Source organism: Rhodospirillales bacterium (assembly GCA_023898785.1).
Classification (GTDB): domain Bacteria; phylum Pseudomonadota; class Alphaproteobacteria; order Micavibrionales; family Micavibrionaceae; genus TMED27.
In genome coordinates this window covers 1,173,284-1,196,913 of sequence record CP060239.1, presented here as the reverse complement: position 1 = coordinate 1,196,913, position 23,630 = coordinate 1,173,284, and the positions used below count along the sequence as shown (strand labels likewise).

Below are 23,630 nucleotides of genomic sequence, written 5' to 3'. Positions count from 1 at the left end.
GCGCATATGCACCCCAACACAATATCATAGCATCTAGACAAGGGCGGATAAAGGGCTTGATAAGCTTTGCCTGTAAGAGCTTAAGCAACCGCCGGCGCGTCATATTCGAAATCGTTGGCACTGGTGCGGCGCAGCGCTCTGTTGTCATGCGTGATACCGTCAAACGCGCTGTCCTTGGCGGAGATCACATTTTTCAGCCCGACCGGAATATGGCGCGCCGTCTTCGCCTGATCTTCCAGGGCACTATCGCCAATGCCGTCATTGGTCATTAGATAGACGACATTCCGGGGCGCAAAGCCTTTTTTGCCGGAAGTATTAGCCTGCACGGCATACATACCGGTCTCGATTTCACGCGTATCCGTAACTTTTTGACCTTTCATGACTGTAAACTTACCAGTGGTCTTAACGCCTCCCATCGTGGCTTTTTTCTCGCCATGTTTCTGGCTGTCTTCGGTTGGATTGGGGTTAAAACCGTTCGTGCCCTGCACGCTGCCTTTTTTCGGGCGGTTCATGTAGGCATGCGCTGCTTTACCGGTGAGCGCAAAGCCGATCAGCCCAAGAATAAGCCCGACAAACGGAAGATTCCCAAACGCGCCGAGCTGCTTTTTCAAAAACTTGCCAATGCCGAAAAAGCCCGCAACGCCAATAATGCCGGCCTTCCACGGGGTGGAAAGGTCGCCCCAGAAGCCCCCAAACGCCCGGCCCCAATCGCCAAGCTTGTTAAACGTCCGGCCCAGCCACCCGCTCTTGGCATCTGCGCCGGTCCAGTCCAGAGCCCAGTTAACACCGTCCTCGGCCATCTTGCCGAAGCTCTCGCTCGGGCGCGTACCGCCCTGGCTATAGGGCTGGTTTTCCTGATCGTTCTTGCGGCTCTTTTTATCAGCCGGGAAGACCTTGGTAATGGCCCCTTGAAGGTCTTTTTTCGTGTACTCGCCCTCTTTACCGGCCAGGTCCAGAGCCCCGGTAAACAACGCGTCGTCCAGCAAGTCAAATTTTTTGCTGATCTTCGGCCCGGCATCTTGCATGTCCCACAAAATTGCGGTGATCTTGCTTTGAAGGCCGGGATCATCCTTAAACTTCGAGGCTCTAAACGCAATCACCGCCTTTGTGCGCTCAAACTGGAGAGCTTCCAGAGTGGTCTCATGCCGCTCCAAAGCAGTTTGAGCATTCTTTTTGGCAGTCTCCGCATCGTCACGGGCCGTTATGTTCACGTCAGAATCGTCCTTACCGGCGATTTTCTTCAAACGGGCATGGTCTCTCTGCGCGGTCTTCAATGCGCTTTCGGCAATCTCCACCTCGGTTTTCCGCTTCGCAATGTTGGGGTCCAGCGTGTTTCTGATAAACGCCGCGTCCACATCAGGCGGCACATCAATCGCCTGCTGCTGGTCTTTCGCTTCCGGAGTGGAAGCATCGGAAGGGGTGCTATGATTTTCAACATCATCCCAGCGGTCTCCCAATAGGGTTACAAAACCACTCGCAAGACTGTGCTTTTTGCCAAAAAGATCTTTTGTATAAGGAAGGTCTTGATACAAAGAAAGGTGTTTGGATTCCAGCCCCGTGCCGAACAGGCCATCATTTTCCTTCCCTAACGCTTTTTCAATCGCCCAATCATACGCACTAAAAGTCCAGCGAGCAGGCGTCAGAGCGGCCTCGACCGGCCACATAACAGCATATTCTGCAAAGCGATTTGCAATATCGGGCCGGAACCCCAATATATCGATATTCCCTTCCTCGTCGGTTATCCAGGTATCATTCCAGTATTCTGGAATGAAATATGAACCGGCCGCTTCAAGCCCTTCTTCCACAGCCCAAGCCTGAAGGCCAAAATAACCGACATTTATAGCCATTTCATGCGCAAAACGGTTAGTCATCAGGTACTTAGTGGTATGGTAGCCTAATCTTAAAGGGTCCGTAGCAAGGTTGTATCCAGGGATACGCGAAAGCCGTGCGCTCCATTTTGCCCACCCTTTTGCATCTTCTCCCACCAGGCCTGCATACTTCCATGTCGGGTAGAAGATGCTGTTTTCTTCATCGATTTTTTGCTGCTTAATCTGTCCACCAAAGAGCCTGCTTTTGATATAAGCTTGAGTAGCTTTGCTTCGCCACGCAGTGACGTACATCTGCCCGGGTGTTGATATTGCGCTGCCTCTACCTACAAATTTGCGCGCGTGGTACGGTATATAACTGCCTCGGGCATACATGGAATGCACTTCTCGCTGCGCATATTCATAGGGAGAATGCGTTGCATCTTCCAGAGCGCGTATCGCTTTCTCGTAATGTTCATAGTGGGGTCCGGCAGCCTTACGCAAAGCCCTCATCCCATTCAGTTTGGATATAAACGCTTTGATGAGGACTCGCTCACCGCTTACTACGCCGTCAGAGCCTTTTTTGATGGACCGTTGGTTGAGGCGTTTAAAGGCCTCAAGGAACAAATGTTCATTGCCCTGTGTATATGCCGTGTCAGAAATCCCAAGCAATTTGTCTGCCAGATTCGCATCTGCCGGATCCATCTTCTCGACATCCATGATCGACCATTCCATATTGTTGGGCTGCCCGCCAGGCAATGTTTCATGGTAGGTACGCTTATAGGGGTTATCATATCCTATACTTAGAACATTCACTTTGCGGTTGATCTCAATAAGGTCGGTATCGGGCTTGGCGGCACCCCGCATAAACCAGAACAGATTTTGCGAGGCATCACGGTTTTCTCTGCGCATGCGGGCGCCACGGGTTTGGTTGATCAATAAATCAACGGTATTGGTGAAGGCATGGCTTTGAACGTCGGTTTCCGGGTGTTTAAGGCCTTCGGCAAGCTCTTTGGCGTATTCACCCGTGGCGAAATTATCGTCAAGCAAAGAATGCACGGTCGCTTGTAGGCCCTTCGCATCTTGGAACATCGCATTGGCCTGATAGCTCGGAAGATAAAAATACTGATTTTTACCGTCCATTCTATCAATGCGCCACTGCTCCCATTTTTTATCAGAGCCTCTCAACTGCGCACCGTTTCGAATAAATTGGATGCGCTCTTCTTTGCCTATAAAATCTCGCCCGGTTGTTTGTTCGTAGCGGTCTATAAGGACTTCAGCTTCATCGGCCAGTTTACCGGGGTCGGGCTTGACGTCACTACTTTTTTGCTGTCCGAATTTGAGCAAGTCTATTTTTTCGGCAAGCTGGCTTTCCAGTTTCATTTCCGCTGTAATGCCGGAAAGGGCGTCATTGAACTCTTTTAAGGCGACTTTGTGGTTTGTTGTAAAGTTTTCTACAACGTCAATCGCCATTTCCTGAGCTTGCTTTTTCGTCAGGCTTTCCGGTCCGCCAACATCGACCCGGCTGGCGATATTTTTCAAATCCTCGTCTAACTTGTTAAAGATGACATCAAGATCTTTTAACGTGCCGTTATCGCCGATAACGCTCTTGGTTCTTTTAGCAATGTTTTGGGCTGTTCGCTGATTTGCCCCGCCAGCGCCTTCCCCGGCTGATTTACCAAGAATGAGATCGTCAACTGTATTGATATAGCTGTTGATATATCTTTTGAAACTCAACTCCTGTGGAAGGTGGCCTGCCGGGTTTACGGAGCCCGGAATCCATGCGCCGATTCTGGTCACAGGAAACCAATGAATGACTTTGTGTATCCAGCTACGCTCAGGAGCATCGATAAGGTTTGCCTTGTTATTCGCCTTTTTCGGTGGTGTGTGTGTGAGGGGAACCTCATCTGCACCAGCGGTTGTCGCTTCCGGTTTTTTTGTCACCGCTTCCGGCTCCACCGCTTCCACCGTCTCTGTCGCTTTACCATCATCCGCAGCTTTGCCGGGCTTTGCCCCTGCCTCTGGCGCTGGCGCGCCCGTCTCAACTTCCGCCGCGCGCGTCGTCCCTGCTGTCTCCGCCGGAGCACCACCACTGCCACCACCAAGACGATCAATAACTTTATTAACCTGCTCTCTTGTTCCCGTGAGTGTCACTTCAACGTGATCATCCTGATTTACATCTCTAGAGGAATTGTTTTTTACGCGTTCTAGGTGATCAACGACATCCTTGGGCGAAACCCTATCCTTGGGTCCGCTTGTGGGGAAATATTCACTATATTTTTCTTCATTCTCCGCCTTGGTATCAGGAAACTCAACCTCTGGCGGTTCAGTCGCAATATTGTCGGCTTCCGGCGATGTTGCCACCGGCTCATCCGTTTTGACAGGCTCCACCACCGGCTCATCCACCTTCGGCGTATCGGTTTTCAGCGTCTCGGCTTCGGCTTTGGCTTCGGTTTTGGCTTCGGTTTTGGCTTCGGTTTTGGCTTCGGCTTCAGGTGCCGCTGCTTCATCGGCCACACCATCGGCGTTCTTTTTGAATTTTTTGCCAAGGCTGTGCCCAAGAGCGCCACCACCGCGTCCAAGGACCCAGCCAAATGTACCGCCCATAACCAGAGCATTCACACCGCGCCCTAAACTATATTCATAGTTATTGTCACCAAGCGCCTGATGGCCTTTATTCTCAATTTCATATGTCAGATATCTGTCTGAAAGCAAACTTTCAACAGCTGCGCCTGTAATAGCGGCTTGTCCGGCTGTAACGGCTGCCTCACTCGTCAAGGCCTTGGTCACCGCATGATTGGCAATAAATTGTGTCGCTTTGTGCTGGGCAATGTTTTGTACAATGGCCGTGTTTGCAACTTTAGTGGTAATTTGTTGCGTAACTTTGTTCTTAAGGGCTAAGCCAAAGGCGCTGCCGGCCATTTTCGGAGCAAGCGCTGCCGCACGTGCAGCCAAAGCAGTACCACCAGCAACCCAACCTGCGCCACCTGAGAAAAAGCCTGTTACAAATGATGCACCGGCAATGCCCCAACTCACGTAGTCCGTGGCCATGGATTTGATGCCACGCCACACTCCTGACATTGAAGTGTTTTTATGGTCGATAACATTCATCATATAGAGCATGGCAACGTTTTGGTCAGCCGTTCGATTATTCAAATCGCTATATGTGCTGATACCATCGGCAATGCGGGTTTGCACATCGGACATGTATTGCATGCCCCATTCGCTATAACCTTTTTTGGGTGCTGCCGCGCCTTTACCATGCTCCATCTCATAAAGAACTTTGGCGGCCTCTTCGAAGCTTTTGTTCTTTAAGAGATCGTCTTCTTTCAATTCTCCAGAAAACAGACTGGTATCAACTTCAAAAGAAAGCTTGGCCGCGTCTTTTTTCTCTTGCCAGAAGTCAAACAGCGCTTTATCCGCGCCATTATCAATATCTTCCTTTGTCAATGTCAGGCGCGGATCATTACTCGCAAAACGATGCCGCGCCGCCAGCGGCCCTTCAAGAACCGCCGGATCAAGAGCTATAAGCTGGCCATCGCTTCCGCGCAGCTCCATAACCGTTTCCGTTGTTTCCGGTTCTGTCTGTTGAGTAGCCACAGCCGCGCCTGCTGCCCCGGTCGTAACGGCAACAGGGGTAACCGCGTCTGCAGCAGGGCTTTCATTGTCATCAGAGGTAAGGACAGCAGGCCTGAAAGAGGCAGGGCGATAGTAGGCGTAGCCGCCGCCATATAGCATAGACATAATATCCGTTATGCTCTCTTCGTCCTTCTTTCTCTTTTCTTCTGCCGTATCGGCCATTTCAATACCCTCTTAAATTACTCTTTTTATTCACGCCCTTTTTTACGGACTTATTATTAAAATTCTTATGATGGCTCCGCTTCCGGCGCTCTAAAATCAATTCCCAAATCAAAGGCCCCGTTTTTGTTTTGCAGGACATATTCAGGGTTATTCCGTGAAGGAACATTAGGCAAAGCCAGTTCCTGCGTATCGGCCCCGGCGACCTCAAAATCACCCTGAAGTTTTTCCGATGAATAATGTTGTACGATCGTGACAAGACCGATAACCACAGCTGCGGCCATAGCAAGGCCGCGTAAAGGTTTGGGGAGTTTCATCGCGCCGAGCAAGCCGCCCGCGCCTAAAAGTGTTTTGCCCCAGTGGTCTTTAAAGAAATTGCCCATAGCGGAATCATCATCCAGCCCGGCTTTATCGAGCGCGCCATCAACAACCTTTCCTCCAAGGTTCGAGGCGCTGTCGCTGATAAACGCGCCAGCCGTTTCGTTCAGCGCACCATCGCTCAATTTGTTGGCGCCGTACCAGCCACCGCCTGCGAGTGCCAAGAATGGTAACCAAAATCCCATATAAAACCTTTTTCATCTTTGCAGACATCTATCTATGGTGTCTGCGGGTTATTCTTTAGTAAGGGGGAATGAAAGGGGATTTCGTGTATTAAGCCTTGAAAACCTGTCTTTTTCATACCCTCTTATTATCTTGGATTTTCAACCTCTTAACCGGGTTTTTCATCCGTCCGGACGCACACTTAAAACACTGCGCCCTTATATTTCAGTTCTCATGGTATAGATGCAGGGTTAAAAAAGTCTTAACAAAACCGTTAAGAATTATAAAAATATGGAAAAAGTTTACGGGGCGTCATCCCCGCAGCGACCGCGAAGCGGTCTGGCATAGCGGGGATCTGGGAAAAGAGAACCGCTAAAAGCGGTTCGCATATGGATCCCGGATGTTTAAGCAATGCTTCCGCCTACGCCAAGACTTCGGCGGACAAGTCGCATCGCCTCCGGGATGACATCATAAGAAGGGATATTAATGCCTAAAGTGCCGCATGCCAGTCATCACCATGGCAAGGCCGCGTTCATTCGCCGCTTCGATGACTTCCTCATCGCGGATAGACCCGCCCGGCTGAATAACTGCCGTAACGCCGGCTTCCGCCGCGCTTATCAGCCCATCGGCAAACGGGAAAAACGCATCCGAAGCCACAACCGAGCCTTTGGCCAGCGGTTCATCAAGGCCCAGCTCTCTGGCTGCTTCGGCGGATTTCCACGCCGCAATGCGTGCGCTGTCCACCCGGCTCATCTGTCCGGCGCCAATACCCACAGTCGCGCCACCTTTGGCATAAACAATCGCATTGGACTTCACATGCTTGGCCACGCGGAAAGCAAACAGCATGTCTTTAAGTTCTTCTTTGGTCGGTTCGCGGTCCGTAACCACCTTCAAATCGTCTTCCAATGTTTGCCCGTTATCGGAATCCTGCACCAGCAAGCCGCCCGCAATGCGCGTGACCATCCGGCGTTTTTGCGTCAAATTCGGCATCCCGCCTGTGGTCAGCACCCGCACATTCTTCTTGGCTTTCAGGACTTCAATCGCATCGGCGGCAATATTGGGTGCAATAATTACTTCACAGAATTTCTGCAATATGGCTTCAGCCGTGTCTTTTGTTAAAGTGCGGTTTAGCGCAATAATCCCGCCAAAGGCGCTCACCGGGTCGCAGGCAAAAGCGCGCTTGTAAGCCTCCAGCATATCATCAGCCATCGCTACGCCGCACGGGTTCGCATGTTTGATAATCGCCACCGCCGGCTCATCAAATTCGGCTACAAGCTCAAACGCCGCATCCGTATCGTTGAGATTGTTATAAGACAGCTCTTTCCCCTGAGTTTGCGTTGCGCGCGCAGCGCCGGGACGTACAGAGCCATCAACCGTATAAAGCGCCGCATTTTGATGCGGGTTCTCGCCATAGCGCAGCGTTTGTTTCAGCGTCCCCGAAAAGCTGATCCGTCTTGGAAAGCCAAAATCATCCCCCATCTGCTCAACAAACCAACTGGCAATATTGGAATCATATGTTGCGGTAAGCGCATATGCTGTCGCAGCCAAAGCTTTGCGTGTCTTATATGTCACCGCCCCGTCATGGTGATCCATGTCCGTCAAAACTTTATCATAATCCTGCGGATCGGTAATCACAGCGACAAACTCATGATTCTTGGCCGCTGCGCGGATCATCGCCGGACCGCCAATATCGATATTCTCTATACATTCATCATAATTTTTGCCGCTTTGAACCGTTTCCATGAACGGATAGAGATTAACGACAACCATATCAATATCGACAATATCATTGTCTTCCATCGCCTGCACATGCGCCTTGTCACTGCGCCGTGCTAAAATGCCGCCATGCACACTCGGGTGCAATGTTTTAATGCGCCCATCCATAATTTCAGGAAATCCGGTATGTTCGGATACATCCTTGACCGCTATGCCTGCATCTTTAAGCATCTTGGCCGTGCCACCAGTAGAAAGAATTTCCACCCCGTGTGCTTCAAGTTTTCGTGCGAAATCCTCCATGCCGTTTTTATTGGATACCGATATTAAAGCACGCTTGATTTTGACCGCGCGCGGATCGCGGATAATATTTTCTTGGAAATCATTTGGGGCGGCAGCTTGTGAAACTTCGGAAGAACTCATGGACACGTCTCTTATGTTTTTAAAGATTGCAGACGTGATTATTTAAGCCTTTAAGCAAACTTAAGCAAGAGCTTGCGTATCGGTTTGTGATATTTTCAAAAGAGGACTGCCTTCAACGGCGTAAAGACCGCGCCTATCGGGAATAGGTTTGAAAGAGTCGGTAATGCCCAAAACTGTTTCCGCCCCGCCCAAAAACAAAAAGCCGTCTTTTTCAATTTGCTGGGCCATTTTGTTCAGCACGGCGCCCTTCGTCTGCTCATCAAAATAGATCAGCACATTACGGCAGAAAATAATATCAAACGTACCAAGTTTGGTCATAGGGTCCAGCAAGTTGAAATAGTCATATTTGACCATTTTACGAATATCGTCTTTAATCTGCCAGCGATCACCGTCTTGTGTAAAATATTTCATAAGCAGTTGAATAGGCAGACCGCGCTGCACTTCAAATTGCGTATATCTCCCCTCACGGGCAAGGTTGAGAATGTCATGCGAAATGTCTGTAGCGATAATCTCAAAACTCCAGCCTGGAAATTCCATCGCCGCTTCTTTTAAAAGCATGGCAATCGTATAAGGCTCTTGCCCGCTTGATGCAGCGGCGCACCATATGCGCAGACGTCTACGCGGAGCACGGGCCTCTTTCATATATTTTAAAACCGTATCTTTAAACAGATCAAAGGGACGGGAATCACGAAAGAACGAGGTCTCATTGGTTGTCATCGCCTCTACAATATCACGAACCAGCTCTTTATCTGGTACGCCCTGCAGGGTCATCGTCATCGCCTCAAGTGAATCGTAACCCCATTTTTTAGCCACAGGGTTAAGACGAGATTCCACCAAATAGGATTTATCCTGACTTAAAACAAGTCCGGATTTTTCCTTGAGCAAATCTTTATAAATATCGAAGTCTGTAATCTTCATAATGCTATCCTGCTATGGTCTTTCTAACATATGGCCCAATCTCGCTAAGTGGCAACACATTCGTACAATACCCGGCTTTGGCAACGGCGCCTGGCATTCCCCAAACAATACTGGACGCCTCGTCTTGCGCAACCAGACGCGCCCCGCAATCGGTAAGAAGCTTACCCGCACCAATACCATCATTGCCCATTCCGGTGAGAATAATGCCGTAAACCTTATTGCCAAAAATGTCGATAACACTACGAAACATCGGCTCAACAGATGGTTTGCAGAAATTCTCAGGTGGGCCATTATCCAGTCTGGCAACCAACCCCTCAGCTTCCTTGGAAATTTTCATGTGAAAACCTCCCGGAGCAACATACGCTTTGCCGTTTTCAATACGCATGCCATCCGAAGCTTCATGCGCCTTGCAACCCGTATGTTGTGTGATGTGCTGGGCCAGGATTTTTGTGAAAGTTGCGGGCATGTGCTGCGTAATGACAATAGGAATACGAATGCCAGCAAAATTTTTGATGACTTCAAACAATGCTTGAGGCCCCCCGGTTGAAGAACCAATGGCGATAATAGAAGGGCTGCCGGGATAAACACCAACGCTTGATCGCAAAGAAAATTCTTTAAGCGTTGTTTGCGCCGGAGGGGTGCTCGCCGAAGGGTTCGTTACATCTACAGCACGGCGCTCACTTTCAGGGACAAGGCCGCGGATAATTTTCAACAAATTGCGCTGAAACTCTGAACCTTCACCAACGCCTTGTGTGCTTGATGGTTTGACAATACATTCGACAGCGCCCAGAGAAAATGCTTTAAGCGTCACGTCTGCGCCATTTTCCGTCAGAGAAGAGAACATAATGACTTTTGAATTTGGGCTTGCTTCCAGAATTTTGGGAAGGGCTGTAATACCGTCCATCACCGGCATTTCAATATCCAGAATGACAATATCCGGCTTATATTTTTCTGCAGAGCGGATCCCCATCTCGCCATTCGCAATCGAGGCCACAACGGTCATATCCGGCGCAGGATCTATAATGCGCCCCAAAGCACCGCGAATAACCGCAGAATCATCAACCAGCATGATATGGATTTTTTTATTTGAAGTCGTACTCATAAGTTGAAGCCAATAATCCTTCTATTGAATCTTATATGTTAGCTGGATTGTTCAAGTAATCCGATTTGTATGAATTTAGATTCGATAATTTCACTATCAAAGGGCTTCATAATATATTCATTGGCTCCCGCCTGAATCGCGCGCTGGATATGGTTCATGTCATTTTCAGTTGTACAAAAAACAACCTTGGGATGGCTGCCATTCTCCATTTGGCGTAATTTTTCTAAAAACTCAATACCGCTCATGATGGGCATATTCCAGTCCAGCAATACGGCATCAGGCATTTTGACCTGACAGGCATCATAGGCTTTTTGACCATCCTCAGCTTCATCACATTCAAAGCCCAGATCTTCGGCTATGCGCCGCGCAACCTTTCGTACAACGCGGCTATCATCAACAATAAGGCAAGATTTCATGAATAGGGCCCTTTCAGATTTTAATCATTATGAGCAGTTTACACTTAAAAAACATTTAATATAGAGGCGAGTTAAAAAGATTGATCAAGAATGAACACTGCTGACAAAATTTGGAACATCCAAAATGACCAAAAGTTCATCGTCAAGACGATAAACACCGGATGAAATTTCACGCCAAAGTGAATCCAGTGTCGAGGGAGTTGATTCAAAACTTTCATTACGCAAACGCAATACATCGCCCACTTCATCAATAATCAGGCTGTAAAGCTCATTTTCATGTTCGACAACAACCCCCATAGTCGATGAGGTGGTTTTACTGCACGGTTCAATGCCCAACCGGCAGCGCATGTCGATAGCCGTAACAATCCGTCCGCGTAAATTCAAAGACCCTGCAACTTCCGGCGGAGCCAGTGGGATTTTTGTAACGGTCTGCTCACCCAGAACATCTTGAACTTGCAAGATAGGGATTCCGAAACGCTGACCAGCTATAACAATAGTCAGAAATTCTTTTGACTGCGTGTCATGCTGGTTTTCTGAACCCTCATAATCCAAGGCATCTGCATTTGCGCTCATGCCACATCTCCTTGTTTTGTCAGATCATAGTTTTGTTGCTGTTCAGCTATCGTTTGTGACAACGTATTGAGCAGTGTATCGCGGTCAAATTTTGCGATATATTTCGAAAAGCCAACGCTCATGCCCCGGTCAATATCCTGAGGCGTGGCGTGTGAGCTGAGGGCCAGCATCGGTGTTTCTTTCCAGTTGGTTTCGCTTTTCACCTTCTGCGCAAATTCAAACCCGTCCATATCGGGCATTTCGATGTCACTGATGATCACATCAAATTCCGCGCCTTTATCACACATTTTTAAGGCATCATGAGGACTTTCCAAAGAAATTACATCATACCCGGCGACACTGAGCAGGGGTGTGAGCATATTACGGAAAAATGGGCTATCATCAACCAGCAATACCCGTTTTTTAGCGTGGCCATTGTTTTTGCCGTTGGTCGTATCTTTCGAAGAGCCGTAAGGTGTGTCATCATGGTCTTTAAACCAATCCGAACCATTGGCCTGAAGGAAATGCCCGACATCAACGATGTCCGTGGCTTTACCACTGATAATGGCGCTGCCCATCATCCCACCTTGCCCGCCTTCAAGCTGTAGGTTGATATGTTCTTCGGTAATATCGATAATTTCATCAACAATAATGCCCAAAGAACGTCCCTTATCGGCAAAGACCAGTACAGGTTTCTCCCCCGTTTCCCCTATTTGCACTCGTGGATCAAGCGGCATAAGCGGCATAAGTTTACCGCGATACTGCACCATCATCTGCCCGGCAGAACGCTCAATGTTGCTGACATCAATATTTTCAAGGCGCGCGACCAAGGAAAGAGGAACGGCCTTTGGCGTTTTGTTGCCTGCGGTAAACAACAACAGAGAAGTTTTCTCTCCGCGCGCAGAATCAATGGCTGCATCCTGATCAAGCGTGCGTGCGCCGTCTGTAGCGTCAACCTGCCCGATATGTTTGGCAATACCGTTCGGGTCTAAAATCATGATAACGCTGCCATCACCCAAAATAGTATTTCCTGAAAACATCTCAATATTGCGCAAAATTTTGGCCACGGGCTTGACAACAATTTCCTCCGTATCAAACACGCGATCAACGATAATGCCAAAATCGTTATTCCCAACCTGAGTAACAACGATATATTGGTGACGCTTTTTCGGATTGGAAACCGAATCAATCTTAGGCGAACTATCCTCTGGCGGCGTATCATCACTTTCAGCAGAATTGCTCTCTTGAGATGCATCGGCAACAACCTTTTTATCTGGCGGTGAAAGTTTGAGAAGATCGGAAAGGGAGATAAGCGGCAACAGACGATCACGCAACCGGAAGACAGGCGTACCTTTTATAGTTTCAATACGGTTTTCGCCGTCTTCGGAGGCCATCACCAGCTCACGCACCGCCAACTGCGGAATCGCAAAACGCTCCTGCGCAGACTCAACAATTAGCGCCGAAACAATTGCAAGGGTCAGCGGAATCTTAATTGTAAAGGTGGAGCCTTTTCCTTCCATGGACTGTAAGTCAATTGAGCCGCCGATTTTCTCAATATTGGTGCGCACAACATCCATGCCAACGCCGCGCCCTGATACGGCTGTAACTTTTTCAGCCGTAGAAAAACCGGCGTTGAAAATAAACTGATTGATCTGATTGGAGGACATTTCCTCAAGCTCTTCTGCTGTTGCCAGCCCATTTTCCAAGACTTTGGCCTTGATTTTATCGAGCGGCAACCCTTTACCATCATCAGAAATTTGGATGATAATATGCCCGCCTTCATGAAAAGCATTCAGTAGAATTTTTCCGGTTTCCGGTTTCCCGGCCGCCTTGCGCGTTTCCGGATCTTCAATGCCGTGATCACCGGAATTGCGCACCATGTGAGTCAAGGGATCTTTGATAAGCTCAAGAACCTGACGGTCAAGCTCAGTATCCTGACCTTTCATTTCCAGCTCGATTTTCTTATTCACCTCAATCGCCAGATCGCGAATAATACGCGGCAACTTTGACCATGCGTTGCCAATCGGCTGCATGCGTGTTTGCATTACGCCTTCCTGCAATTCGGATACCACATGGTTGAGTCGTTGCAACGGCACAGAAAATTCACTGTCGGAATTCTGGCGCAAGATCTGGATGAGCTGGTTACGCGTCAGCACCATTTCACTAACCATCGTCATAAGATTCTCAAGCACGTCGACGCTTACGCGCAAAGACTGCGCAGAAACAGGCTTTTCAGCCGTTTTTGCTACGGAAGCGTCATTAGCCGGAGCGGCAGCTTTTGGCGGTTCTTCCTTGATAACAGTTGCTTCTTCCGGTGCGCTGGGCGCATCAGCGCCGGGCTCTTCACCAACGGTTTTAAGCGCAAATTCCTCCGGTCCCTCAGCATTTTGGAAGGCAGCCTCCAGCGCATCAAGTTCTTCCTGAGTAAGACAATTTCCACCTTCCAAAGGTGTTTCAACAGCTTCTTTTGGGGAGACTTCAGCGCCGGAGGAAGCTGCGCCGCCGCCGTCACGTCCCTCATAAACGGCATCAAGCTTTTCAATCAACGCGCTGTCATCACCTTCCGGCTCTGAACCGGTCTCCTCTAATCCTCCGACGATGAGCTTAATGCGGTCAATCGATTCAAGAATCAGCGTGACGTAATCGGGCGTAACTTCCAGATCGCCATCGCGAAAACGCCCCAAAACATTTTCCGCGTGGTGTGCAACTTTCTCCAACCGCGGCAAACCCAAAAAACCGCACGTCCCTTTAATGGTGTGCATCAATCGAAAAATTTTAGACAACAGATCTTTATCATTAGGATTTTGCTCAAGATTAACCAGGTCCAGGTCAAGCTCATCCAAACTCTCATTAGTCTCGGTCAAGAATTCATTGATTAGATCATCCATAGTATCATTCCTCCTACATCATCTTCTATGACGTGGTTTTCGCATATAAAATTCGGGTGATCTTACACCTTAACACAAAGACGTTAGCCAAGGCTTAAAACGCCTTTCTATTTGTAAAATCACGAAATACGCAGCTAAACACAGCGGATACGCAGAAATGAAGTACAGATTAAGTCTATACGATCTCTTTGCAATTCAGAATAGCAGAACCGAAAAAATACTAAAAATCTTTATTTATGTGTGCAGTGGTATGAGTATCAAGCGTCAGGAAGGGTAAGGACAATATGTACACTACTCTCATGTTTTAAAATCGTAATCTTATAGCCGTAGCTTTGTGCCAGCAGTCCAGTGATGTAAGGGTGTACATATTTCGGCTCCAGCATCTTGCGGCTCATAGAAAGGTCAAGAGCCTGCGCAGTTTGTTCGCGAATGCCCGCATCTTGTCCGCTGCCACTTACCAATGTCGATCCGTTATTTTCACCGGCCTCAACCTTAAGTATTCCTCCTTTAGGCAGGCAATCCATCACCAGCAACAACGCGCAAATAAGCATCTTGCAAAAAGCTTTCGGACGATCCTCATACCCCAATGGGGCATACGGGTCCCATTCCTGAACAATCTTTTTTTCTGCCCCGACAATATCCTCAATCGCCCGGTGCACCTCTTCGGGCTTGATGGAATCATCTGCGCCGCCTGCGCCATAGGCCATCCGGTAGGCCTTAAGCTTGGCTGATGCCTGAGACGCGCTAAAAGCAATTAAATCCGTAACCTCTTCACCCGCATCCGGCCCCATTTCGGTTAAAAACTCAATACCATTATTTACAGCGCCAATAGGGCTGATCAAATCATGGCAGATTTTTGAAGCCATAAGCTCCAAAATATCAGTATCAATTGTAACGCTCATGGAAATTTATCCTTTAATGATCAAAATTGAGTTGAAAACCAAGTTTCTCGACTTCGTTTTTTGCCATGGTTTTTAGTCGCTCCAGCCCTGCCTCGCTATGGCTTTCGGCGCGGAACACCAAAACAGCCTGCGTATTGGATGGACGCAAAAGCCACCAGCCGTCAGGCGAAGAAACGCGCATGCCGTCAATATCATCCAGGCTGTGATCATCGGGCAGGGCAGGTTTTAAGTTTTCAATGATCTGCGGCACAACGCCAAATTTATGCTCCTCATCCACATCAACACGCACTTCCGGCGTATTAAAAAGCTTTGGAAGGTTCTGCGTAAGTGAAGAAAGCGGTCCCTGCGCTGCATCAACAGCATTCAACAGACGGATCGCACAATAAAGCGCATCATCAAAGCCGTAATATTTATCGGCAAAAAAGATATGGCCCGAAAGCTCGCCGGCCAAAGGCGAATTCATATCCAACATTTTATCCTTAATCAGAGAATGCCCAGTCTTCCACATTATAGCCTGGCCACCCAGAGCGTTGATTTCATCGAACATAACTTGCGAACACTTCACATCGCCAATGATGGCCGCCCCCGGATGCGTTTCCAGAACCTCTTGTGCGTAAATCGTCATCAAAATATCACAGCGCAAAACGCTGCCATTTTCGTCAACTACGCCGATCCGGTCGCCATCCCCGTCAAACGCAATGCCCAGATCGCAGCCATTATCTCTCACGGCTTTTTGAAGGTCGATCAGGTTTTTATCAACAGTGGGATCAGGGTGATGATTAGGGAAATTCCCGTCAATTTCATCAAACAGCAAAATATGTTCGCCCGGCAGCTTTTCGCATAAACGGCGCATAATTTCGCCTGCCGCGCCATTCCCGGCATCCCACGCAACTTTCAAATCACGCCGGCCCGTAAAATCTTGCAGAAGTCGTGCAATATAATCTTCACGCACATCGATCTGGCTGGCCGCCCCTTCACCGCTTTCATAATCACCACTGCGGGCAATTTCTCCCAATCGCTGGATTTGATCGCCAAAAACCGGCCCGCTAGCCAACATCATCTTAAAACCGTTATAATCGGCAGGGTTATGAGAACCCGTAACCATAATGCCTGCCGCCGCGCCGCTATCTTTCGTGGCGAAATACAGCATCGGCGAAGGGCCAAGGCCGACATTTTCGCATGCAACGCCTGTCTCGGTAAGGCCTTTGATAAGAGCCTCGGCCAGCCCCGGCGAAGATATCCGTCCGTCATAGCCGATGCACACACGTGCATCACGCGGGTTTGTCCCTAAATCACGCAGCAAATATGTCCCAAAAGCCAGCCCCAGCGTATAGGCATCTTTCTTGCTCAAATTTTTACCGATTTGACCGCGAATATCATATTCGCGCAAAATTGTAGGCGAAAAAACATGGTGATCAAAGGTGGCATGGGGATCATTCAGCGACTGCATTGGTTTGGTCCTTTTTTCAATATTTCTGCAAATTCAATAATGCTTCTACGCGCATCTTTGGCAATATTCGAATCTTGCGAGGCATAGGCCATATTGGCCTGAAGAAAGCCCAAACGACTCCCGCAATCAAAATGCTGCCCGTCAAAACGCAGGCCGTGGAAGGGCTGCTGCCCTATAAGCTTGGCCATGGCATCAGTCAGTTGAATTTCACCTGCCGCACCTTTTTCAAATACGGCCAGATGGTTAAACGCTTCTGGCTGTAAAATATAGCGGCCAATGATGGACAGTGTGGAAGGCGCGTCTTCCGGCTTTGGTTTTTCGACCAGTCCTTTGATATTCACTGTTTTACCGTCGTCAGTATCAATATCCAAAATGCCGTATTTAGAGGTATCCGCACGCGGCACATCCTTCACGGCCACCACATTGCCGCCAAATTCGTTATAGGTCTCGATCATCTGCGCCAGGCACCCTTGCGGATGGTTGACGATATCATCCGGCAGTAAAACTGCAAACGGCTCATCACCGATCAGTTTGGCCGCGCACCACACGGCGTGCCCCAGCCCCAGCGGGCGTGGTTGACGTGTCAGGAATAATTGCCCGGCCGGGATCTCCGAAGCACACACTTTTTCAAGCATATCGGTCTTCCCGCGCGCCTCCAGTGTCTCTTCCAGTTCAGGCTGAAAATCAAAATGTTCTTCCAGCAATTCCTTATGACGGCCTGTTACAAACACAAATTCTTCAATGCCAGCCGCGCGCGCCTCTTCATACACGTGCTGGATTAACGGACGATCATTAATCGGCAACATTTCCTTGGGCATCACCTTTGTTGCAGGTAAAAATCGTGTACCCAAACCGGCAACGGGAAAGACAGCTTTGCGAACGGGGCGTTTATATAAATCACTCATGGCTTCTTATCTCGCATTATGCGCATGGCTTTGCAAGCATATCACTTATTTTTCAATAAGATTTCTCGCGCCTGGTTGAGCTTGGCTGCCATCCACTGCGATCCTTCATGATCAGGGTGGACTTTTTGTATGAGCCTTTTATAAGCGTCCTTGATGTCCTTGTCACTTGCGCCTTCGTACAAGCCTAACACCTCCAGAGCTTCCGCGCGTGTGCGTACCTCATCATGCAGACCCGGTTCAAGCGTTTCAGCATGTTCATCCCGGCGGGCTTTCCACAGGCCGGCCGCCAGCGGCGCCACCGCGACCAAAATGCCCAGCGCCGCGGGCAATCGCCCGGTCACAGCCAGCGTAAACAGCGCTGCACAAAGCACCACCATAATGGCGAGGATAAAGGCGGCCTTAACCTGCGCCACATCGGCATTGATAAAAAACCGGTACAGCGCATACAGGCCGATTATAAGTCCAAGTAAAAGAAGTAAATATGGCATAGCTTCAAAAACACTAGCAAAACATATACGCCTGCGCCAGTATAAGAAGCATGAAAAATACAAAAGAAAAAATAAGCGCCCTACGTGCTTTCATGGCAGAGCAAGGGCTTGACGGTTTTATCGTTCCCAAGGCCGATGAATATCAGGGCGAATTCGTTGCCCCTTACGCCGAGCGCCTGAAATGGCTCACAGGTTTTACCGGGTCAGCCGGTGTTGCTATTGTGTTACAAAATAAAGCCTGCGTTCTGACTGATGGGCGCTACCGCATCCAGATTACTGGGCAGATCGACAACGATATTTTTGCCGCCGGCGACAGCATTAAAACCGGTCTGCATGGCTGGTTGCTTACACATGCTGAAAAGGGCTCTAAAATAGGCTATGATCCTTGGCTTCATACCCCAAATCAGGTGCAAAAACTTAAAGAAGAATGCCCGGAGATTGAACTGATTCCGGTTAAGCACAACCTGATTGATGAAATTTGGCTGGACCAGCCGGAAAAACCGCGGGGCCGTGTCGAAATTTTTCCGCAAAGTCTGGCCGGTGCATCGTTAAAGGAAAAAAAGGCACGTGTGGCTGAAAACATAAAAGCAGCAGGCGCTCAGGCGGCCATGATCACTTTGCCAGACTCTATCGCCTGGCTGCTCAATGTTCGCGGCAGCGATATTGAGTACATTCCCTCCGTTTTATCCTATGCGGTCGTTTTTGCGGATGAGGCAGAGCCGGTTTGGTGGATTGTTGATCAGGCCAAAGTCGGTGCGGATGTACGCGCTTATGGCGACGGCGCTTTCAAACTCGCCACTCTTGAGGACTTACAGAGCATAAAGGCCAGCCCTATCATGTTTGATTGCGCCCACAGCCCGGAATATTTCCATACACAATTATTGGCGCAAGGGCAGGAAATCATAGACAAGAAAGATCCATGCATTGATTTGAAAGCTCTGAAAACGGATGCAGAAGTTGAAGCAATAAAAAAAGCGCATATCATTGATGCATTAGCGCTGACGAAATTTCTCCATTGGCTTGATAAAACTGTGCAGCGCAAGGAAATCACCGAAACGGATGTTGCCGATCAGTTGCAAAAGTTTCGCGCTGAAAACTCAGCATACAAAGGGCCAAGCTTTGCAACCATTTCCGGCTTTGGTTCCAATGGCGCGATTGTACATTATCGCGCCGATGATCAGACAAATAAAACGCTGGAGGAGGGCAGCCTGCTGCTTGTTGATAGCGGTGGGCAGTATTGTGAAAATGATGCCGCAGGAACGACCGATATTACGCGCACTATCGTAATTGGTCAGCCGAGTGATGAAATGCGGCGTAATTTTACACTGGTTCTCAAGGGGCACATCGCACTGGCTATGGCGAAGTTTCCCGCTGGCACAACCGGTGCGCAGATCGATACGCTTGCGCGCCAGCCTCTTTGGAACGAGGGTTTGGATTACGCACACGGTACAGGCCACGGAGTTGGGTGCTATCTCGCCGTGCATGAAGAAGCCGCAAGTATCTCACCAAAAGGAACGGAAAGCTTTAAATCCGGCATGCTCATTTCAAATGAGCCGGGATATTATAAGGACGGCGCCTATGGTATCCGCATTGAAAACCTGGTGCTGGTGAAAGAGGCAGGGCAGTGTGCCGACACCGGCGGACAAATGCTCAGGTTTGAAACAGTGAGTTTCGTGCCAATAGATCGCCGCTTGATTGATGTAAAAATGTTAAATGTGCAGGAGCGTGATTGGCTCAATGATTACCATGCAAAACTGTACGAGCATTTACATGAAGGCTTATCAAACGAAGTGTCTGATTGGCTGCATACTGCAACGTTGCCCGTTTAATCTTTTTCAGGTTTAATTCCTCGCCGCTTGCGGTGTAATCGTCATCGCGAGCGCAGCGAAACGATCCAGTGCCACAAGGATAAATTCTGGATTGCTTCACCGCCTTTGGCGGTTCGCAATGACGCGATACCTCACGGCTTGCGGCGATATTGTTCATTGGAAAGCAGGATTGCCCGGATTATTCAGAAACGGGTTGGTCTTCTTCTTGCTGCTCGCTTTCATTTTGATCCAGAGATTCTTGCAATTGCTGCCCTGGATGAAAAACAACACTTTGCATGACATAATCCATGAATTTTGACGTAACAAAATGACTCGCCGCTATGATTTCATGCACAATGATAGAATCGCCAAGAAACTGAGTTCTCAGCCTGACTTTATCCACATAAGGATAATTTTTTGGAGGTTCAATAGGATAAGAAGTCTCAATGACAGGCAGATTGTTATTCATAAATCTGTCCATTCTGAGATTAGCAGCATACTCAGACAAATGTCGTGAAACATATTCTTTTTCAAGGAAAGCCTCAACATCAAGAAAATTCAGTTTCTTTTTCGGGAGTTTGTGACCGTAGATATTATAAAATATCATTTCACGCCAGATAGGGTCATAAAATCTGAAACTCATACGCTCAAATTTATCTGTCTGGATAATATCAACATTTGCCGGGACATAAGGAGAAACCTTATCGGGAAGAAAGGCTGTAAACATACCGGAAGGGGAGGTATGCGCGGGCCATTCCTTTTGTATACTCCCGCCATTTACTTTGTAGCCATCTTTGGCGTACAAGGAGTCAAAAAACTTGCGGGCTGCAAATGAGTTCATTTTGCCCTCATCCCCCATCACAATTTGTTGAATTTTACTTATGCCCAAGAAAAACGTGCGCATACGAATATGCTGTCGTCCCATATTTGGATCATCGTATGAAATTTTGATTTCTCCACCAGGAACGCCGTATTGATACAGAAAATTCTCACGACTATGAACCTTCCCGTTCATATTGCTATAATAACTCGCAAAAACATCCAGATCTTCTATAATGAACCTTCGAATATAACTGTCATGAACCGGAACTCCCAGACTTTGATCAAAACGCACAATGTAATGGGTAACAGAATCCTTGTAAGGTCTTTGGTCCGAAACTGCGACAGCCTGACCGGATTGCGCCACCGTTTTTGAATTGATTCTAAAGTTTAGTGCGGTTTCTTCTACGTTATCGAGTATACGCACGTCAAAAAGCGAGCCTTCGGCGCTATAATTATGCCAATTTTGCGCTTGCGCGAATGGCGATAAAATACCGCTGAATGTCAATGCAACCAGACCAAGCCAGACAAAGTGCCTGAATCCTGGGCGGTATATACGACGACGAGAGAGAGAGAATGAAATGTTCATACGATTCAGTATAAAGCATAAAAAAACCGCTGAAAAGAAAACAGCGGATTTTTTGGAGTTTTAAATTACAAAAAACTGCTTTTAGAATCCATCGCGTTCACGGCGCTTACGATCCATCTTGCGCGCGCGGCGCACAGATTCAGATTGTTCGCGGGCTTTCTTTTCAGAAGGCTTTTCGTAATGACGACGAAGCTTCATCTCACGGAAAATGCCTTCACGTTGCATTTTCTTCTTGAGAACCTTCAAAGCTTGATCGACATTGTTGTCGCGTACACTAACACTGACCACAGTGCATCACTCCTTTCAAGAGTGTTAAAGTTAAAATTGTCCCTGTACACCGCCGAAGCAGCGCAAAAGGCCCACATTCCTACCATCTCGTACAAGGAATGCAAGGGAAAAATGCCTCAAGCTTTAATTATACTAGTTTTTCTAAGCCGTTTTCAAATCCAGCGCCGCCGCCAGCAGAGCTTTTGTGTAGTCTTCCTGTGGATTTCCGAAGATCGCTTTCGCTGGTCCGGCTTCTACCACGCGGCCCTCTTTCATGACAATCAAATCATGCGCCATGGCTTTGACCACGCGCAAATCATGGCTGATGAACATATAGGAAATATTGTGCCTCTCCTGCAATTCACGCAGCAAATCGACAATCTGCGCCTGCACAGACAAATCCAGCGCGCTTGTCGGCTCATCCATCACGATAAATTTCGGGTGCAAGGATAGCGCACGGGCAATCGCAATACGTTGCCTTTGCCCGCCGGAAAATTCATGCGGATAGCGATGTCGCGTCTCCGGGTCCATATGCACATCTTCCAGGGCCTGCACCACCAGCGCATCGCGTTCTTCACGGCTTAAAGCGCTGCGGTGGATTTTAAGACCCTCGCCAATAATCTGCTCCACGCTCATTCGCGGGGACAGCGAGCCGAACGGGTCCTGAAACACGATCTGCATCTCTTCACGCAAGGGCAGCATCTCTTTCGCGTTATGGCTCGAAATATCACGCCCCTCAAACACAATCCGCCCCTGCGCCCCCAAAAGCTTAAGCAACCCAAGCCCCAGTGTTGTCTTGCCCGAGCCGCTCTCGCCGACCACGCCGATAGTTTGCCCTTTTTTAGCAACAATGTCGATATTATCGACTGCTTTGACCCAGTCCAGCGGCTTGCCAAACAGGTTTTTCGCCTTGGGGAAATAAATCTTGATATCCGAGCCTTCCAAAATCACTGGCGCGTTCATATCTGCGGGGATTGCATCCCCCTTCGGCTGGGCCGAAAGCAGCATTTTCGTATATTCATGCTGCGGCTTGGCAAACAGCTTCGCCGTTTCGTTCTGCTCAACGATTTTCCCGCGCTGCATAACACACACATGATCGCTCATTTTCTCCACAATCGTCAGATCATGCGTGATGAGCAGCAGCGCCATCCCCAGCCGCTTTTGCAAATCTTTCAAAAGCTCCAGCACTTGCGCCTGCACGGTGACATCCAACGCCGTTGTTGGCTCATCGGCGATCAATAGCTCCGGGTCATTCGCCAGCGCCATGGCAATCATCACCCGCTGGCGCTGTCCGCCCGATAGCTCATGCGGATAGGCATTCAACCGCGTTTTTAGCCCCTCCAGTCCCACCAGTTCCAGCAATTCCAAAACCCGCGCCCGCGCTTGCGGCTTATTCATCTTCTGGTGCAAAAACAGCACTTCCGAAATCTGTTTTTCAATCGTGTGCAGCGGATTGAGCGCGGTCAAAGGCTCCTGAAAAATCATCCCGATCTTCCGCCCGCGCACCGTGCGCATAAAGCTTTCACCCTTACCGACCAGTTCCTCGCCGTTAAACTGGATCGCCCCGCCATCCGGGTGCACAGCGCGCGGGTAGGGCAGCAATTGCATGATCGACAGCGCCGTAACCGATTTTCCCGACCCTGATTCTCCGACCAGAGCCATCGTCTCACCCTTCTGGATTTCAAACGACACATCATCGACCGCGCGCAGGCCGCCGCCTTGCGTCTTAAAATCAACGGAAAGATTTTTGATTTGGAGGAGTGTTTCGGTCATGTCGCCCTTATCTCTTTAGTCATCTCATGGAAATGAGATGCCCGCTGTTTTCTTCTTTCTTCAATCCCATCTCTTTTCTTTTCCAAAAATTTTCTGGCGTTCCAATCAGGATTAATTTCAAAATTTTCATCCGGTATTTCGTATTTTTTTCGTAACGCCTCTTTCAGCTCTATAGCATCTAGGCCAAGATTCGCATAGCCGTCCTGTCTTGCTTCAAAGAATTCTTCATAATCAGGCTGTCCCATGATAGTGCCGTCATCGCCGACAACTTCGCAGCATTTTCCGACATATTCATCAAGGACACATATTATCTGAACGGCCAGATACGCAGCATGTTTTTCGCGCAGCCGTTTTTCATTCAGCCACTCTCTTACCCAAGGGATAAATGACCCGATAATAACCCCAAGAAAGCCGAAAATTGCTTCGCTCATGCTGTTGATTCCTTATTCATCGGCGTTTATCTGTGTCAATCTG

Annotated in this window: 17 protein-coding genes; 1 reads left to right on the top strand and 16 read right to left on the bottom strand. The window is 48.7% G+C overall.

Going from position 1 to position 23,630, the window contains the following annotated elements; translation table 11 throughout:
* Positions 1-80 precede the first annotated feature (80 nt).
* The 12 genes from H6859_06030 to H6859_05975 form a co-directional block, all read right to left on the bottom strand.
* Positions 81-5,606 (bottom strand): hypothetical protein, encoded by a 5,526-nt coding sequence (locus tag H6859_06030; GenBank protein USO04725.1) that lies wholly within the window; start codon positions 5,604-5,606, stop codon positions 81-83.
* A gap of 65 nt (positions 5,607-5,671) precedes the next feature.
* Positions 5,672-6,166 (bottom strand): hypothetical protein, encoded by a 495-nt coding sequence (locus H6859_06025; GenBank protein ID USO04724.1) that lies wholly within the window; start codon positions 6,164-6,166, stop codon positions 5,672-5,674.
* A gap of 460 nt (positions 6,167-6,626) precedes the next feature.
* Positions 6,627-8,279 carry a bifunctional phosphoribosylaminoimidazolecarboxamide formyltransferase/IMP cyclohydrolase gene (gene purH, locus H6859_06020; protein ID USO04723.1) on the bottom strand — a complete coding sequence of 551 codons (1,653 nt, stop codon included), beginning with the start codon at positions 8,277-8,279 and terminating at the stop codon, positions 6,627-6,629.
* Between the two features lie 60 nt (positions 8,280-8,339).
* Entirely contained in the window at positions 8,340-9,197 is an 858-nt protein-coding gene (locus tag H6859_06015; protein ID USO04722.1) for a protein-glutamate O-methyltransferase, read from the bottom strand.
* A gap of 4 nt (positions 9,198-9,201) precedes the next feature.
* On the bottom strand, positions 9,202-10,266 hold the full coding sequence (locus H6859_06010) for a chemotaxis response regulator protein-glutamate methylesterase (protein ID USO06714.1): 1,065 nt from the start codon (positions 10,264-10,266) through the stop codon (positions 9,202-9,204).
* Positions 10,267-10,337: 71 nt separating this feature from the next.
* On the bottom strand, positions 10,338-10,715 hold the full coding sequence (locus tag H6859_06005; GenBank protein USO04721.1) for a response regulator: 378 nt from the start codon (positions 10,713-10,715) through the stop codon (positions 10,338-10,340).
* An 84-nt stretch (positions 10,716-10,799) separates the two neighbouring features.
* Positions 10,800-11,288, bottom strand: a complete 489-nt coding sequence (locus tag H6859_06000; protein USO04720.1) for a chemotaxis protein CheW — start codon at positions 11,286-11,288, stop codon at positions 10,800-10,802.
* Positions 11,285-14,155 (bottom strand): chemotaxis protein CheW, encoded by a 2,871-nt coding sequence (locus H6859_05995; GenBank protein USO04719.1) that lies wholly within the window; start codon positions 14,153-14,155, stop codon positions 11,285-11,287. The genes H6859_06000 and H6859_05995 overlap by 4 nt, the downstream gene beginning before the upstream one ends.
* Before the next feature lie 257 nt (positions 14,156-14,412).
* Positions 14,413-15,057: a hypothetical protein gene (locus H6859_05990; protein ID USO04718.1), complete on the bottom strand. Its 645-nt coding sequence runs from the start codon at positions 15,055-15,057 to the stop codon at positions 14,413-14,415.
* A gap of 13 nt (positions 15,058-15,070) precedes the next feature.
* A complete protein-coding gene (locus H6859_05985) occupies positions 15,071-16,507 on the bottom strand; it encodes a phosphomannomutase/phosphoglucomutase (GenBank protein USO04717.1) in 1,437 nt (478 codons plus the stop codon).
* Positions 16,495-17,412: a UTP--glucose-1-phosphate uridylyltransferase gene (locus H6859_05980; protein ID USO04716.1), complete on the bottom strand. Its 918-nt coding sequence runs from the start codon at positions 17,410-17,412 to the stop codon at positions 16,495-16,497. Before H6859_05980 ends, H6859_05985 begins: the two co-directional genes overlap by 13 nt.
* 41 nt (positions 17,413-17,453) lie before the next feature.
* Positions 17,454-17,900: a DnaJ domain-containing protein gene (locus H6859_05975; protein ID USO04715.1), complete on the bottom strand. Its 447-nt coding sequence runs from the start codon at positions 17,898-17,900 to the stop codon at positions 17,454-17,456.
* A gap of 50 nt (positions 17,901-17,950) precedes the next feature.
* On the opposite strand from H6859_05975, the gene H6859_05970 reads away from it, so the two are divergent.
* Complete coding sequence (locus H6859_05970) at positions 17,951-19,729, top strand: aminopeptidase P family protein (protein ID USO04714.1); 1,779 nt, start codon at positions 17,951-17,953, stop codon at positions 19,727-19,729.
* 178 nt (positions 19,730-19,907) lie between these two features.
* Here the strand turns inward: H6859_05970 and H6859_05965 are convergent, their stop codons facing one another.
* The 4 genes from H6859_05965 to H6859_05950 form a co-directional block, all read right to left on the bottom strand.
* Positions 19,908-21,116, bottom strand: coding sequence for a hypothetical protein (locus H6859_05965; GenBank protein USO04713.1), 1,209 nt, complete (start codon positions 21,114-21,116; stop codon positions 19,908-19,910).
* Between the two features lie 81 nt (positions 21,117-21,197).
* Entirely contained in the window at positions 21,198-21,404 is a 207-nt protein-coding gene (locus H6859_05960) for a 30S ribosomal protein S21 (protein ID USO04712.1), read from the bottom strand.
* Between the two features lie 141 nt (positions 21,405-21,545).
* Complete coding sequence (locus H6859_05955; protein USO04711.1) at positions 21,546-23,156, bottom strand: ABC transporter ATP-binding protein; 1,611 nt, start codon at positions 23,154-23,156, stop codon at positions 21,546-21,548.
* Positions 23,153-23,587: a hypothetical protein gene (locus H6859_05950; protein ID USO04710.1), complete on the bottom strand. Its 435-nt coding sequence runs from the start codon at positions 23,585-23,587 to the stop codon at positions 23,153-23,155. The genes H6859_05955 and H6859_05950 overlap by 4 nt, the downstream gene beginning before the upstream one ends.
* Positions 23,588-23,630: the final 43 nt, after the last annotated feature.